Origin of the sequence: Streptomyces sp. NPDC058257, from assembly GCF_042881845.1 — a bacterium.
In the GTDB taxonomy this organism is placed as follows: Bacteria; Actinomycetota; Actinomycetes; order Streptomycetales; family Streptomycetaceae; genus Streptomyces.
On the sequence record NZ_JBHVXJ010000001.1, the window covers coordinates 487,568 to 503,196 of the forward strand.

The 15,629-nt window shown below is 71.7% G+C and carries 12 protein-coding genes and 1 pseudogene; 7 read left to right on the plus strand and 6 right to left on the minus strand.

Translation table 11 applies throughout. The features are described 5' to 3' along the window. The first annotated feature begins 8 nt into the window (after positions 1-8). Positions 9-1,097 (plus strand): NAD(P)H-dependent flavin oxidoreductase, encoded by a 1,089-nt coding sequence (locus ACFVXC_RS02060; protein ID WP_389901532.1) that lies wholly within the window; start codon positions 9-11, stop codon positions 1,095-1,097. Positions 1,098-1,330: 233 nt separating this feature from the next. Here the strand turns inward: ACFVXC_RS02060 and ACFVXC_RS02065 are convergent. From ACFVXC_RS02065 to ACFVXC_RS02080, 4 genes and pseudogenes are all read right to left on the minus strand, one after another. Further along, positions 1,331-3,978 (minus strand): annotated as a pseudogene (locus ACFVXC_RS02065) (ATP-binding protein). A 139-nt stretch (positions 3,979-4,117) separates the two neighbouring features. Then, positions 4,118-5,275 carry an acetyl-CoA C-acetyltransferase gene (locus ACFVXC_RS02070; RefSeq protein WP_389900567.1) on the minus strand — a complete coding sequence of 386 codons (1,158 nt, stop codon included), beginning with the start codon at positions 5,273-5,275 and terminating at the stop codon, positions 4,118-4,120. A gap of 60 nt (positions 5,276-5,335) precedes the next feature. Then, the gene (locus ACFVXC_RS02075; protein ID WP_389901534.1) at positions 5,336-5,923 is read right to left on the minus strand and encodes a TetR/AcrR family transcriptional regulator; all 588 of its coding nucleotides are present in this window, start codon (positions 5,921-5,923) and stop codon (positions 5,336-5,338) included. A 153-nt stretch (positions 5,924-6,076) separates the two neighbouring features. Next, positions 6,077-6,859, minus strand: coding sequence for an SDR family oxidoreductase (locus ACFVXC_RS02080; protein ID WP_389900568.1), 783 nt, complete (start codon positions 6,857-6,859; stop codon positions 6,077-6,079). Between the two features lie 134 nt (positions 6,860-6,993). Here ACFVXC_RS02080 and ACFVXC_RS02085 point away from each other — a divergent pair, with 134 nt between their 5' ends. From ACFVXC_RS02085 to ACFVXC_RS02100, 4 genes are all read left to right on the plus strand, one after another. Beyond that, on the plus strand, positions 6,994-8,148 hold the full coding sequence (locus ACFVXC_RS02085; protein ID WP_389900569.1) for an acyl-CoA dehydrogenase family protein: 1,155 nt from the start codon (positions 6,994-6,996) through the stop codon (positions 8,146-8,148). Continuing rightward, positions 8,148-9,140 carry an acyl-CoA dehydrogenase family protein gene (locus ACFVXC_RS02090; RefSeq protein ID WP_389900571.1) on the plus strand — a complete coding sequence of 331 codons (993 nt, stop codon included), beginning with the start codon at positions 8,148-8,150 and terminating at the stop codon, positions 9,138-9,140. The genes ACFVXC_RS02085 and ACFVXC_RS02090 overlap by 1 nt, the downstream gene beginning before the upstream one ends. 257 nt (positions 9,141-9,397) lie before the next feature. Continuing rightward, positions 9,398-10,576 (plus strand): anhydro-N-acetylmuramic acid kinase, encoded by a 1,179-nt coding sequence (locus ACFVXC_RS02095; RefSeq protein ID WP_389900573.1) that lies wholly within the window; start codon positions 9,398-9,400, stop codon positions 10,574-10,576. Positions 10,577-10,723: 147 nt separating this feature from the next. After that, positions 10,724-11,746, plus strand: a complete 1,023-nt coding sequence (locus ACFVXC_RS02100) for a DUF2510 domain-containing protein (protein ID WP_389900575.1) — start codon at positions 10,724-10,726, stop codon at positions 11,744-11,746. 187 nt (positions 11,747-11,933) lie between these two features. On the opposite strand, the gene ACFVXC_RS02105 is transcribed toward ACFVXC_RS02100, so the two are convergent. Continuing rightward, positions 11,934-12,569: a TetR/AcrR family transcriptional regulator C-terminal ligand-binding domain-containing protein gene (locus ACFVXC_RS02105; RefSeq protein ID WP_389900577.1), complete on the minus strand. Its 636-nt coding sequence runs from the start codon at positions 12,567-12,569 to the stop codon at positions 11,934-11,936. Between the two features lie 190 nt (positions 12,570-12,759). On the opposite strand from ACFVXC_RS02105, the gene ACFVXC_RS02110 reads away from it, so the two are divergent. Beyond that, entirely contained in the window at positions 12,760-13,572 is an 813-nt protein-coding gene (locus ACFVXC_RS02110) for a phosphatase PAP2 family protein (protein WP_389900578.1), read from the plus strand. Further along, positions 13,569-14,510 (plus strand): hypothetical protein, encoded by a 942-nt coding sequence (locus ACFVXC_RS02115; protein WP_389900580.1) that lies wholly within the window; start codon positions 13,569-13,571, stop codon positions 14,508-14,510. Before ACFVXC_RS02110 ends, ACFVXC_RS02115 begins: the two co-directional genes overlap by 4 nt. A gap of 100 nt (positions 14,511-14,610) precedes the next feature. Here the strand turns inward: ACFVXC_RS02115 and ACFVXC_RS02120 are convergent, their stop codons facing one another. Next, positions 14,611-15,573, minus strand: a complete 963-nt coding sequence (locus ACFVXC_RS02120; protein WP_389900581.1) for a phospholipid scramblase-related protein — start codon at positions 15,571-15,573, stop codon at positions 14,611-14,613. Positions 15,574-15,629: the final 56 nt, after the last annotated feature.

The window sequence follows — 15,629 nt, forward strand, 5'->3', positions numbered from 1 at the left end:
CCACGGGCATGGAGACGGCGCTGACCAGGCTGGTCGGTGTCCGGTATCCCATCGTGCAGACCGGCATGGGCTGGGTGGCGGGCCCCCGACTGGTCTCCGCGACGGCGAACGCGGGTGCCCTGGGCATCCTGGCCTCCGCGACGATGACCGTCGACCAGCTGCGTTCCGCCGTGCGCGAGGTCACGTCCCGTACGGACGCGCCCTTCGGGGTCAACCTCCGCGCCGACGCGGGCGACGCGCGGGACCGGGTCCGGGTCATCGTCGACGAAGGGGTGCGCGTCGCCTCCTTCGCGCTCGCCCCCTCTAAGGAGCTGATCGCGGAGCTGAAGGACGCCGGGGTGGTCGTCATCCCGTCCATCGGCGCGCGCAGGCACGCCGAGAAGGTCGCGGCATGGGGCGCGGACGCTGTCGTCGTCCAGGGCGGTGAGGGGGGCGGGCACACGGGTGAGGTGGCGACGACCGTGCTGTTGCCGCAGGTCGTGGACGCGGTGGACATTCCGGTGATCGCGGCGGGCGGCTTCTTCGACGGGCGGGGTCTCGTCGCCGCGCTCGCCTATGGCGCCGCCGGGGTCGCGATGGGCACGCGCTTCCTGCTGACGTCGGACTCGACGGTGCCGGACGCGGTCAAGGCGCGCTATCTGGCCGCGTCGGTCAAGGACGTCACGGTGACCACGCGGGTGGACGGTCTCCCGCATCGGATGCTGCGCACGGATCTTGTCGCTTCGCTGGAGAAGTCGGGGCGGGCGGCGTCCCTCGCGCGGGCCGTCCGGCACGCCGCCGCGTTCCGGAAGATGTCCGGGATGGGCTGGGGCGAGATGGTCAGGGACGGGCTCGCGATGCGCCACGGGAAGGGGATGACGTGGAGTCAGGTCCTCCTTGCCGCGAACACGCCGATGATGCTGAAGTCGGCGATGGTGGACGGGATGCCGGAGGCGGGGGTGATGGCTTCCGGGCAGGTCGCGGGGGTCATCGAGGATCTGCCGTCGTGCGAGGAGCTGATCTCAGGAGTGATGGCGCAGGCGGCTGAGGTGGTGGAGCGGCTCTCCTCCCCTGCCCCTGCCCGACAAACGAAGACCTGCCATCGCCCCAGCAACTGACCTCAGCAACGCTGGCGGAGACAGCTGACGCAACGGAGCAGCTCTCCTCCCCTACCCTCCCCGACAAACGAAGATCCGCCATCGCGCGAGGAGCCGATCTCAGGAGTGATGGCGGAAGCGGCTGAGGTGGTGGAGCGGCTCTCCTCCGCTGCCCCTGCCCCTGCCCCGAACCGGGGCTCCGCCCCTGGCCCGCGCCTTGATCGCCGGGCGGGCTGAGCCGCTCCACCCCCGTCTCACACCCTGGCCACCGCCAAGGACTGCCGTGCCCGGGCGGCGAGTCCGTCCGCTCCGCAGGACTCGGCCAGGGCGAGGCCCCGCGCCAGCTCGTTCGCGGCCCCCGCCGCGATGCCGTACTCGACCCGGGCGACGGCGTGTTCATAGGCGCACGGCGACGCCTCTAGGCAGGCGACGGCCCGTGCGTACAGCGCGACCGCACGCTGGCCGGTCTCCAGGGACGCCGCGCACCGCAGCGCCTCGCCGATCGCCGTCTCCGTGCCGAAGAGCTCCGCCTGGATCCGTACGTCCTTGACCAGTCCGGCGGCCCGTCGCGGGTCCTTCTCGGCGAGTGCGCGGGCGAGGTCGTTCGCCCAGGGGGCGACGATCGTGTTGTAGCGACCGCGTTCGTGCGACGTCTTGGCCGCCACCTCCAGCTCTCCCAAGCCCTCCGACCGTCGCCCCGTGGCGATGAGGAGACGGCCTAGCACGGAGTGGATGTCGGGCAGGAAGATCGTGGAGGGGAAGGGCGGCGCGATGCCGTAGCGGTCGGCGATCTCCTGGGCCTCGGCGACCTTGCCGCGGGCGAGCAGCGTTTCGATGAGCTTGCACGCGGCGTCCCAGTGCATCGGAAGCCCGGTGCCCACCCGGTCGGACAGGCGCAGGCTCTCCCGCAGTTCGGCCTCCGCCTCGCCCAGACGTCCGCGCCTGCGGTACACAAGACCCAGCCAGGCCTTGGCGACGGCGAGATGGCCGCCGCTCCAGCCCGCGGCCTCATAGGCGCGGACCCCTTCGGCGAAAACGCTCTCGGCACGGTCGAGGCGGTCGGTGAAGATGTACGAGCCGCCCAGCATCGTCAGGAGCTCGAAGCCCCACTCCGTGTCGGTCCAGCCGAGCCCGGGCGCGAGGCGGCCGTTGACGAGGACGCGGTCGCAGAGCTCGACGATCTCCTCCGCGTTCTCCCCACGGGTCATGGCGTCGAAGGCACGCAGGATCAACAGCGCACGCTCGGAGTTGTCGCGTCCCTGCAGCGGCCCGGCGAGTACGGCAAGGCGTCGCGAACGGCCCGTGGCGTCCTCCTCGCGCGAGTGGATGCCCTCCCACATGTAGTGGACACCTTGCAGACGCATCCGGTCGGGTCCGGGCTCGAGCCGGGCGGCCTCGGCGTCCACGACACGCAGGGCTTCCTCCAGTTGGTCGTTGTGCACGAGGGCCTGGGAGAGGCGGCAGACGGCGTCCACTCTCAGATCGCGGTCGAGCCCCGCCGCGTGGATGGCCTCGCGCAGATGGCCGATGGTCGTGACGGGCGAGGTCAGGAGCGTGGCGCAGCCCAGTTCATAGAGCACGCGCCCGAGGGCCTCGGGCCGCGGTGGTTCCCGCAGGGCGCGTTCGAGGCAGCGGCGGGCCGCGTCCGGCGCGCCGACGGCGAGGTGCTCGGCCGCCGCTTCCCGAAGTTGCTCGACCAGCTCGGGGTCGTCGTCCGGGTGGACCTCAAGGAGGTGCCGGGAGGCGGCTGCCGGGCCTCGCCCGGACAGCGTGACGGCCCAGGCGGCCTGGCCGTGCATCGCGGTGCGGGTGGCGGGCGGGATCGAGCGGTAGACGGTGCTGGCGATCAGCGGATGGACGAACTCCAGGCCCTCTTCGCCGCCGAGCAGGATGCGCGCGGCGCGCAGCCGCTCCGCGCACCGCTCGGCCTGCGCGCGCTGCATCCCGGCGAGCGAGGCGGCGAGGTCGAGCGAGATGGCTGTGCCGAGGATCCCCGCGGCCCACGCGAACCGTGTGACGTCCGTGCCGAGCCCTTCGAGGCGGGCGACCAGGCCACGGCCGCGCGCCGAGCGGTTCAGGGCGCGCAGTTCGGCGGCGGAGCTCTCCACCGGCTCGAGCTCGCTGTCCTGGACCTTGGCGAGCAGCTCCACGGACTCGTACGGATTGCCGCCGGTGACCGCCCACACCTCGCGGCAGAACGGGGCGTCCGCGTGTTCGCCGAGGGTGGCGCGGGTGAGCCCGGCCGCCGCATCCGGGGTGAGCGCGCGCAGCGGGGGCGAGGGGCGGGCCGCGGCGCCGACCGCCGCGAGGTGGCGCGCGCTGTCGCCCGCGACTTCGTCGGGGCGGTGGGCGACCACGACGAGGACCGGCAGTTCGTGGAGGCGCTGGGCGAACGCGGCCAGCCAGTGCAGGGTCTCCTGGTCGGCCCAGTGCGCGTCGTCGATGAGCAGGACGAGCGGCCAGTGCACCCCGAGAGGCGCACGACCGCCTCGACCAGGCCGTCGCACACGCCCTGCGGGTCGGCCTGCCTGCCACCCGGCTCGGCTATGCCGAGCGCGGGTCCTGCGATCGGATACCAGTCGCCGAGATACTCCCGGGCCTCTTCGGGCGAGAGGTCGACGAGAGCCGACTGCAACAGCTGTCGTACGACGTTGAAGGGAACGGAGGTGACGGTCTCGCCGCCCCGCGCGGACCACACCGTGGCCCGCCCCTCCGCGATGCGCCGCACCTCGGAGAGGAGCGCTGTCTTGCCGATGCCGGCCTCGCCCTGGAAGACGAGCAGACCGCCCGCCGTGGTCACGTCGGAGCACAGCTCGTCGACGGCCCCCGCGACCGCGGTCAGTTCCGCATCGCGCTCCCACAGCGGGGCCCAGGTGCCACCTCCGGGCCGTCCCTGTGTCATCGCGCTACCTCCCGAGGTCGCTCAATCGACGTACAACCATCGAGACTAGCTGGGGAGAGGGCCTCACGGTGCGGTGTCCGGGCAGCAACTCCCGCAAGGGTGGGGGCGAGCCCGGATCCGGACGCGGCCGGGGACGCTCTCAGAGGCGCTCGATGATGGTCACGTTCGCCTGGCCACCGCCTTCGCACATGGTCTGGAGTCCGAACCGGCCTCCTGTGCGCTCCAGTTCGTGAAGGAGCGTCGTCATCAGTTTGACGCCGGTCGCCCCGAGGGGATGACCGAGGGCTATCGCGCCGCCGTTGACGTTGACCTTCTCCGGATCGGCCCCGGTCTCCTTCAGCCAGGCGAGAACGACCGGTGCGAAGGCTTCGTTGATCTCGACGAGGTCGATGTCTCCGATGCTCATGCCGGTCTTCTTGAGGGCGTACGCGGTGGCGGGGATCGGCGCGGACAGCATCCTGATCGGGTCCTCGCCGCGCACCGAGAGGTGGTGGATGCGGGCGCGGGGCGTCAACCCGTGTTCCCGCACGGCCCGTTCGCTCGCGACGAGCATCGCGGCGGCGCCGTCCGAGACCTGCGAGGAGCAGGCGGCGGTGATGGTGCCCTCGTCCAGGACGGGCTTGAGGCCCGCCATCTTCTCCAGGGTCGTGTCACGGCGCGGGCCCTCGTCGGCGCTCACGTCTCCATAGGCGGTGAGTTCGCGGTCGAAGCGGCCTTCGTCGATCGCGCGGACGGCCCGCTGATGCGAGCGGAGCGCGAACTCCTCCATGTCACGGCGGGTTATGCCCCACTTCTCGGCGATGAGCTGGGCGCCGTGGAACTGGTTGACGGGTCGGTCCCCGTAGCGGGCGCGCCAGCCCTCGCTGCCCGCGTACGGGCCTTCGGTGAGGCCCAGCGGTTCGGCTGCTTGCCGGGAGGCGAAGGCGATGGGGATCATCGACATGTTCTGTGTGCCGCCCGCGACGACGAGGTCCTGTGTGCCGGACAGGACGCCCTGCGCCGCGAAGTGCACGGCCTGCTGCGAGGATCCGCACTGCCGGTCGATCGTCACGCCGGGCACCTCTTCGGGCAGCCCTGCCGCCAGCCAGGAGGTGCGGGCGATGTCACCGGCCTGCGGGCCGACCGTGTCCAGACAGCCGAAGACGACGTCCTCGACGGCCGCGGGGTCGATTCCGGTGCGCTCTACGAGTGCGGTGAGGACGTGGGCTCCCAGGTCGGCGGGGTGGACGGCCGAGAGGCCGCCCTTGCGCCTGCCGACGGGGGTGCGGACCGCTTCGACGATGTAGGCCTCGGCCATGGCTGCGTACTCCTCGTGCTCCTCGGTCGGTGCGGTCGCCGGGACGACGACGCGCTCCCTCTATGTGCGTACGGCGATGCCGTCCAGGACCATCGACAGGTACTGGCGGGCGATCTCCTCGGGGCTGTGGCCGCCCCCGGGGCGGTACCAGGACGCGGCGACCCAGACGGTGTCGCGCACGAAGCGGTAGGCGAGCCGGGTGTCCAGGTCGTCGCGGAAGACGTGCTCCGCGACGCCGCGCTCCAGCGTCGTCAGCCATGTCTTCTCGAAGCGCTGCTGCGAGTCGGTCAGGTACTGGAAGCGCGCCTGCGCGACCAGGTGCCTGGACTCCTTCTGGTAGATGGCGACGGCGGAGCGGTGCCGGTCGATCTCCCGGAAGGACTCGGTGACGAGCGCCTCAAGGGTCTCGCGGGGGCCGAGGTGCGACTGGAGCACGGTGTCGTACCCGTCCCACAGCTCGGTGAGGAAGGTGGAGAGGATCTCTTCGAGCATCGACTCCTTGGAGTCGAAGTGGTAGTAGAGGCTGCCGGCGAGCATGCCGGCGGCGTCCGCGATCTTGCGGACCGTGGTCGCGTTGTACCCCTGCTCGGCGAAGACGTCGGCGGCGATGGCGAGAAGTTCGCCGCGGCGCTCGGGTGAGGGACTCACCGCGGCCTTCTTGGCCGGAGCGTTCTTGGCCGGAGCGTTCTTGCCCGGAGCGTTCTTGGCGGGCGCCTTCTTGACGGGTGCCTTCTTCGTGCTGGTGGTGGGGCTGGTGCTCGTACTGCTCTGCTTCGGTTTCGACACACGGTCATTCTCCGCCTAGGCGTGCTGGTTGCTGACCGAGACCGTCTCCCCCGTCATGTACGAGGAGTACTCACTGGCCAGGAAGACGATGACGTTGGCTACCTCCCAGGGTTCGGCATACCGTCCGAACGCCTCGCGCGCGGTGAGCTCTTCGAGCAGCTCCGGCGATGTGACCTTCGCGAGGTGCGGGTGCATGGCGAGGCTGGGCGACACCGCGTTGATCCGTATCCCGTGGGGTGCGGCCTCGACGGCGGCGCAGCGGGTGAGGGCCATGACGCCGGCCTTCGCCGCGGCGTAGTGTGCCTGGCCCGCCTGGGCGCGCCAGCCGAGCACCGAGGCGTTGTTCACGATCACGCCGCCCCGGCCGACGGCCCGCATGCGGCGCAGGGCCGCTCTGGTGGAGCGGAACGTGCCGTTCAGCGTGACGTCGATGACTCTGTCCCACTGTTCATCGGTCATCTCGGTGAGCTCGACGGTGCCACCGAGGCCCGCGTTGTTCACGACGACGTCAAGGCCGCCGTGGCGCTGCTCGGCCAGGTCGTACAGAGCCTGCACCTGGGCTTCGTCCGTGACGTCGCACGGCGTCCCGTCGACCCGGTCGGCGCCGAACTCCCCGGCGAGCGCCTCGACCGTCTCCTTCGTGCGGCGCGGGTGGGCGTCGCCGATGACTATGCGCGCGCCTTCCTCCAGGAAGCGTCGGGCGGTGGCGCCGCCGATGCCCGCTCCGGCCGCGGCGGTGATGACGGCGGTGCGGCCCGTGAGCAGACCGTGCCCCGGCACGTACGCGGGTGCGTCCATGCTCGGCCCCCTTAGCTCTCGACTCGCTCTCGACGACTGGCTCAATGCCAGGGTAATCTACCAAACACTTGTTAGGGAAGAGCGCCGGGGAAGAACCAGCCGAAGCGAGCACCGACCGAAGAGGTGGGCAACTGATGGACCTCGACTTCACCGCCGGGGAAGGGGAATTCAGGCAGCGGGCGCGCGACTGGCTCCGCGGCCATGTGCCTGCGGAGCCGTTGCCCTCGCTGGAGACCCGGGAGGGATTCGCGGCCCACCGCGCGTGGGAGGGCGAGCTCGCGGCCGACCGCTGGTCGGTGGTCTCCTGGCCCGAGGAGTACGGCGGGCAGGGCGCCGACATCGTCACGTGGCTGGTCTTCGAGGAGGAGTACTTCGCGGCGGGCGGCCCCGGCCGCGTCTCGCAGAACGGCATCAACCTCCTCGCGCCGACCCTCTTCGACTTCGGTACCGACGAGCAGCGCGCGCGGGTCCTTCCGCCGATGGCGAGCGGCGAGACGATCTGGGCTCAGGCCTGGTCCGAGCCGGAGTCGGGCTCGGACCTGGCGTCGCTGCGGTCCACCGCGCGCCGTGTGGACGGCGGTTGGCTGATCGGCGGACAGAAGACCTGGTCGTCGCGGGCGGCGTTCGCGGATCGCGCGTTCGGCCTGTTCCGCAGCGACCCCGCCGTCGACCCCGCCAAACCGCACCGGGGCCTTACGTACCTCATGTTCCCGCTCGACGCGGACGGCGTGACCGTCCGCCCCATCGGGCGCCTGGACGGCAAGCCCGCGTTCGCCGAGCTCTTCCTCGACGACGTCTTCGTACCGGACCAGGACGTGATCGGTGAGCCGGGCCAGGGCTGGCGGATCGCGATGTCGACGACGGGCAACGAACGGGGTCTGACGCTGCGCTCCCCCGGCCGCTTCGTCGCCGCGGCCGACCGTCTGGTGCGCCAGTGGCGCGCGGACGGCGACCCCTCGGACACGGCGCTGCGCGACCGGGTGGCCGACGCGGTGATCGGGGCCCGCGCCTATCAGCTGTTCACGTGGGCCAACGCGTCACGCTTCGCGGCGGGCGAGGCGATCGGCGCGGAGTCGAGCCTGAACAAGGTCTTCTGGTCCGAGTACGACATCGCGCTGCACGAGACCGCGCTGGACCTTCTGGGTGCGAAGGGCGAGCTGGCGGACGGCGGCGAGTGGGCGGAGGGGTACGTCTTCTCGCTCGCCGGTCCGATCTACGCGGGCACGAACGAGATCCAGCGCGACATCATCGCCGAGCGGCTGCTCGGACTGCCGAAGGGACGCCGCTGATGAGGTTCCTCCTCGACGACGAGCAGCGCGAGTTCGCGCGCTCGCTCGACGCGATGCTGACGGCTGCCGACACTCCGGCGGCCGCGAGGGCGTGGGCCGCCGGGGACCACGCGCCGGGGCGTGCCGTGTGGGGACGGCTCGCGGACGCGGGCGTGTTCGCCTTGGCCGTTCCCGAGGAGTACGAGGGAGTGGGACCGCACCCTGTCGAAGTCTGCCTCGCCTTCATCGAGCTGGGGAGGCACGCGGCACCAGGCCCCCTGGTCGAGACGGTCGCGGCGGGCGCGCTGCTCGCCCGCCTCGCCGAGCTGGGCGAAGCGGCCCCGGCCAAGAGGTTCCTTCCCTCCTTGGCCACCGGGGAGGCCGTCACGACACTCGCTCTGCCCGAAGGGGGGCCGTTCGCACTGGACGCGGACGCGGCGACACTGCGGCTGACCGCGACGGACGGCGAACTACGCCTGGCTTCCGGGCACGCGCGCGTGGAGCGGTCGTTGGACCCGGCGCGCCGCCTCGCCCGGCTCGGCCCTGGCGAACTCCTCGCCTCGGGCCCGTCGGTGACGCGGGCTTCCCGGTGCGCGGCGCACTGGGCTTCGCTCGCGACGGCCGCACAGGCGTTGGGGGTCGGTCTCGCGCTCCTCGACAAGACGGTCGCGTACGTGAAACAGCGCACCCAGTTCGGCACACCGATCGGCGGCTTCCAGGCGGTCAAGCACCGCCTCGCGGACGTCCTGATAGGCCTGGAGTTCGCCCGACCCCTGCTGTACGGGGCTGCGTTGACCCTGCGGACGGCAGATGTGGCGGCGGCGAAGGCAGCGACGGGCGAGGCGGCTTACGGCGCCGCGCGAGCGGCCCTGCAACTCCACGGGGCGATCGGCTACACGGCGGAGTACGACCTGTCGCTGTGGCTGACGAAGGCGCGAGCGCTGCGCACCGCTTGGGGCGGCCCCGGGGAGTGCCGACGACTGGCGCTGTCCGCGGGCCTCGGGGACGGCTGACGGGTGGTCCGGGTGCGGGGCGTCGACCCCGGAGTCTCCGAGGAGGCCGTTCCAGGCGCCGTCGGTTCGGGTGAGGTTCGTGCGGCGCGTTCCTGTGGCCGGGCCGGATGATCCCGTGGCGGACATGGACAAGTCGCACTCTCCTCCCTGTCTCTGATCACTCCGCCGCCTGAACTGGATCGTACGTGCGAGTGCGCTTGCCCCGTCATCGCTGCGATGATCAAACACATCGGTGAGGAGAGCGAGAGGAGCAGTTCTTGCGCGTGATCGGGCTGATGTCGGGGACTTCGTACGACGCCATCGACGTCGCGGCGGCCGACCTGACGATCGACGGCGACCGTCTGCTGCTCTCTCCACTGGGTCTCATCACCCGCGGGTACGACGAGGCGCTGCGCACGGCGCTCGGCGCCGCCCTGCCGCCCGCCACCACCACGCTTGCGGACATCTGCCGCCTCGACACCCGCATCGGCCAGGCCTTCGCCGCGGCGGCGGCCGAGGCCGACCGTGAACTGTGCGACGGACGCGCGGAGTTGGTGGCGTCACACGGGCAGACGGTCTACCACTGGGTGCAGGACGGCCAGGTCCACGGCACACTGCAGATCGGGCAGCCCGCGTGGATCGCCGAGAGGACGGGGCTCCCGGTGGTCGCCGACTTCCGCCCCCGCGACATCGCAGCGGGCGGCCAGGGCGCTCCCCTGGTCAGCATCGTCGACCGGATGTGGCTGCGCGGCAGGCCCGGCGCCCCCGCCGCGCTGAACCTCGGCGGCATCGCCAACATCACCGCCCCTGACGGCACCGCCTTCGACACGGGCCCGGCCAACGCCCTCATCGACGCCGCCGTACGCGACCTGACGCGGGAGCGGCTCACGTACGACCTCGACGGCGAGATGGCCGCGCGCGGCACGGTCGACGAGGGGCTGCTCGCTGTCCTGCTGGACGAGCCGTACTACGCGCGGCCCGCCCCGAAGACCACCGGCAAGGAGCTCTTCCATCTGCCCTACCTGCGCGCGGCGCTCAGCGGGTACGAGGCCCTCGCCCCGCAGGACGTCGTCGCCACGCTCACCCGGCTGACCGCCCGTACGGTCGCCGACGCCGTCAGGGCGGTCGACGCATCCGAGGTCGTCGCCTCCGGAGGCGGCACCCGCAATCCGACGCTGATGGCCTTCCTGCGGGCCGAGTTGGGGAGGCCGGGGGGCGGGATCCCGGTGCGCACCTCCGACGAGCTCGGCCTTCCGTCCGCCGCGAAGGAGGCGTACGCCTTCGCGGTACTGGGGTTCCTGACGGCGCACGGGCTGCCGGGGACGGTGCCGCAGAGCACGGGAGCCCGGCATGCGAGCGTGCTGGGGTCGATCACTCCGGGGCGGACCGGGGTGCGGGTGCCCGCACCCGTGGGCGGCGGTCCCGTGCGCCTTGTCGTGGACGGGCACGGGCGGTGAACTCACCTCCCCCTGGGGTGACTCGCCTCCTCTTCAGGCAACTCGCCTCCCTCCCGGCCGAGTGGAGCGGCCCGATGGCGACCCCCGTACAAGCCCTCCCGTCCCCCTCTCATGCCGCTTTCACCGAATGCTCATACCCTGGCGCCCATGACCCAGGTAACCCCTCCCGGCTGGTACCCCGACCCCGGCCAGACAACTGACGGCCCCCGTACCGAGCGCTGGTGGGACGGGAACGTATGGACGGATCAGGTGCGCGCGGTGGGTTCCGCCGCCGAGCGGGGCGGTTCCGCTCCGGCGGCGCCCCCGGCCTATCCGCCCACCGCCCCGACCGGCACCCCGACCGGAGCCCCGGGCGCATACCCTGCCTACCCCTCCTATCCGGGACAGCCCACCGCCCCCAAGCGCGGCCTCCGCATAGGCATAGCCGTGGGTGTGGCCCTCGTGGTCCTGGCCGGGATAGGCGGCGGCGTCTACTTCCTGACCTCCGACGACGGCGGGGACGGCGACAACGCCGCCAAGGCCCCCTCGTCCTCCGCCCCGTCGAAGCCGGGCGCGCCCCAGGACCCGCAGAACCCGCAGGACCCCGAGCAGTCCCAGCCTCCCGGCGGCGGCTCCGCGCCACCGTCGGAGGAGGGGTACGCCACCGACCTCCTCAGCGGCATCAGCCTCCCGGTGCCGGACGGCTGGACCGGCGCGAGCGGCCAGGAGGGCGGCGCCTCGGTGACCACGGACCCCTATCCGTGTCCCAGGGAGACCGACAAGACCTGCACGCGCGGCGGCGCGTACTCCGGACCCGCCAAGGGCTTCAAGGTCGACGCCAAGACAGCCGAGAAAGCGGCCAAGGCCGACATCTCCGTCAACGCCAAGGAGTCCTACGGCGGCAAGACCTACGGCAAGGTCACCTCGCACAAGGAGCTGGAGTCCAAGGCAGTCACCGTCGCGGGGCAGAAGGGCTACCTCGTGCGCTGGAAGGCCGTCACCGAGAAGAGCGACGACGGGTACGTCCAGTCGCTCGCCTTCCCCTCGCCCACCGTGAAGTCCGAGCTCGTCATCGTCCGTTTCGGCATCGACGTCAACGACAAGTCCCCGAAGGTGTCCGTCATGGACGAGATCACCAAGGGGATCAAGGCCGCGTCGGGCGGCGGAGGCGGCAACGGCAAGGAGGTCTGACGGGGCCGTGAAAGTCCGACGGGGTCCATGAACGCCTGCCCGGGTCCATGAACGTCTGAGCCGGGCGGGCCGGAACCACGAGGGTTCCGGCCCGCCCGGCCAAAGGCGGCCACGCCACCCCCGTCCCCACGGTGCGGCGCGGCGCAGGCAGATCGGGGCCCGTCATCCATGGGACCCCGGTCCACGATCAGGTGGGTCCGGTCAGACCCAGTGCGGGCAGCACACATGCCTCCACGAAGGCGGAGAGGTACTCCTCGTCCGCGTGCTTGCCCTCGAGGACCGGGCGGGCCCGGACCACGCCCATGAGCTGGGCCGTGATGAACCGCGTGGCCGGATGGTCGGCGGCGATCTCGCCCCGGGCCACCCCGCGCTCGACCAGGTCGTCCAGCGCCCGGGTCTCCGGCTCCACCAGCGCCTCACGCAGCGCGCTGCGCAGATCCTCGTCCTGAAGGATCGCGTGGCTGAGCGCCTGCACCAGCAGACTGTCCTGGGTCGACCACTCCCCCGCGGCCCGCGCCGCCTCGCGCAGATCACCGGCGAGCGTGCCGGTGTCGATGCCCGCGAAACGTACGCAGCGGTTGGCGCGCAGCGCGGCGGCCACGAACTGGGGCTTCGTCTTCCACTGGCGGTAGAGCGTGGACTTGCTGCACCGGGTGGTCGCGGCCACGCCCTCCATGGTCACGGCGTCGTACCCGCACTCGCGGAGCTGGCCGAGGACGGCGTCGTAGAACTCCTGCTCACGCTCGGGCGTGATCTTGGAGCGGCGCGAGGAACCCACGGGGTCCGCTGTCGCTGCGTCTGCTGCCCGGTCCGGCGACGTCATGACTCTTCTCCTCGGTGCGGCGGCTTCGACCGACGCTATCGATACACCAGTGTACCGGTACGCTTCCGTATCGGTACACTGGCGTATCGGTACACTGTCGTATCGATGCGCAGGACGCTGCCCCGACGGAACGGGGGGCCTCCTCACCCACTACCCGCACCACCCAGTCATCACGTAAAGGGGCCGGGGGATGAAATCCCGAACCGAGCCTGCCGAAAGGGAACCGGACATAGCCGTCCGGGAGCCGGACACATCTGCCCGACCGCCCCTCGTCCGCGAGCTCCTCCTCGTCGTAGGACTCTTTCTCGTCTACAAATTCGGCAGGCTGCTGGCCAACGGCCACACCGGTGAGGCCTTCCGCAACGCACACCGCGTATGGGACGCCGAACGCACCCTGCGTCTGCCGGGCGAGGGCGCCGTCCAGGACGTGCTGCTCAGCAGCGACACCCTGGTGCACGTCGCGAACACCTACTACGCGACCGTGCACTTCCCGGCCACGATCCTGTTCCTGATCTGGCTCTACCTGCGCCGGCCCCGGCACTACCTGTGGAGCAGGCGGGTGCTCGCCGCGCTGACCGCGGCGGCCCTCGTACTGCACCTGACCTTCCCGCTCGCGCCGCCGCGGATGCTGGAGGCGACCGGGCTCGTGGACACCGGGCAGGTGTACGGGCCGACCGTCTACGGTGCCGCCCCGCAGGCCGATTCGATGGCCAACCAGTTCGCCGCGATGCCGTCCCTGCACTTCGGGTGGGCGCTGATGCTCGCCGTCGGACTCATCGCCGCGACCTCCTCACGGTGGCGGTGGCTGTGGCTGCTGCACCCGCTGATCACCCTGCTCGTGGTCGTCGGCACCGCCAACCACTACTGGCTCGACGCCATCGCGGTCTCCGCTCTGCTCGGCATCGCGCTCGCCGTGATCAAGCTCCCCGACCCCGCGCGCTCGCTCGTCGTGCGGCGCCGCGCGCCCGCGCGTGAACTGGCCGCCCCGGGAGTCCGACGGTGAACGCCACACTTCTCGCCGTCGCGCTCTCGCTCGTGTCGGCCGCCGCGTACGCCTCCGCGGCCGTCGCCCAGGAGCGCCTCGCCGCCGGCATCCCGGGCACCGGCAACGGCTTCCTGCGGCTGCTCGGCAGCGGGGCCTGGTGGTCCTCCGTCGGGCTCAACGCGGCCGCGGCGCTGCTGCACGTGGTCGCCCTGAAGTACGGCCCGCTCACCCTGGTCCAGCCGCTCGGCGCGCTCACCCTGGTCGCCGCCGTGCCGCTCGGCGCGCGTCTCGCGGGGCGGCGGGTCACGGCGCTGGAGTGGCGCGGCACCGGGCTCACGCTCATCGGCCTCGGCGCCCTGCTGCTCACCGCCACCGGGCCCGCACCCGACGACACACTGACCCTGCCCGAGGCGCTGGCCGTCGCGGGCCTCACGGTGACCGTCATCGGCGTCCTCTCCCGTCCGGGTACGCGGCCGGGGCTCCGTCACGCGACGGCTTCCGGTTTCGCTTCGGGCGTCGCGTCGGCCCTCACCCAGACCGTGACGGTCGCGGCGACGGACCGCTCGGGTCCGCCGCTCAGCCCGCAGGTGATCGTCGTGGCGCTGCTCGTCGCCGCGTTCGCCGTGGGAGGCCTCTTCCTGTCCCAGACCGCGTACCGCGGGGGCCTCGGGGCACCGCTGGCCGTCGTCACCCTGGCCAATCCGGTGGCCGCGGCCGCCATCGGTCTCGCGCTGCTCGGGGAGCGGCTGCAGGGCGGCGTGGCCGGTCTCTTCCTGGCGGCAGGGGGTGCGGCGGTGGCGGCGTACGGCGTGGTCGTACTGACACGGTCACCGCGGGACGCCGCGCCCGTGCGGGTCTCCGCGTCCGCCGCCACACCCGACTCCGCGCCCGGCTATCCGCCGTCCGTCCCCGCACAGACCGAGCCCGCCGCCTCGCTCCACTTGTCGCGCCACTAGGACTGCCGGGCACGACACACGAAACGGCATCGGCCGCGCTCCTGGGTTCAGGAGCGCGGCCGATGCCGTACGAGATGCGGGCCCGTCGCCCGAAGGACCGTCACCCCAAGCCGCGGGAGTCCTGCTTCAGCGCCGTGTCGACCGTCAGGGCCGTCGCCACGACGAGGCTCAGGAGCGGCTCGGGCAGCTGGTAGTGGATCTGCAGGACGTAGTTGTCCGCGGTCGTGAACATCGTCTTCGCGAGGCCTTCCCAGGTCTTCGTGATCCGGGCGACCTCGTTGTCCGCGTGGTCGACGATCGAGAAGTTCCAGGCGCGCCAGTTCTCGGCCTTGATCGCACCGGCCTGCTGGCCGTTGACCATGATCGCGAAGTTGATCTTGCCGATCATGTTCTGCTGGACGATCTCACCGATCGGCCGGCCGTCGGCGCGCTCGACGATGACCCGCGACTTCATGAACTTGCGGGGGCGGGTCAGGTGGAGCACCGGCTGCCCGTACGCGTCGCGAATTTCGAGCTTGTGCGTCATGAACTGGTCGACGCTGGAGACGAAGCGCGCGACCTTCTTCAGCGTGCTCTGACCTACCTGGACGACCGAGCCGAGCGAGTTGCCCGACTGGTCCATGACGGTGTACTCGTTCGTCAGCTCGATGAGCTTGGCCTTCTGGTTCACCACGAGGACCGGCTCGGTGAAGAGCGTGCCACCGCCCTGCGAGGAGGGCGCGACGCCCGCCTGCTGCTGGACCTGGCGCTGCACCTTGGCGGGGTCGGCCTGCGGGGCCGCCTGCTGGGGGTGACCGTAGGCCTGCTGCTGACCGAACTGCCCCTGCGGCTGGGCATATTGGGCCTGCTGCGGCTGCGCGGGATGGGCCTGCTGCGGAACCTGCTGGCCCTGCTGCGGAACCTGCTGGGCCTGCTGAGCGGCCTGCGCGGGCTGACCGCCGGCCTGCTGCTGGTCCGGGTTTGTGTGCTGGGTCCACTGAGCGCCGTCCCACCAGCGCAGCAGCCGGAGCGCGCCCTGGGGGTCCGGATACCAGCCTGCAGGAGTGTTCGAATGCGTTGTCACCCGGGCACACTACCCCGATGGGTCGGGCGCTTCGCCAGGGTCTGGCGGGACCTGTG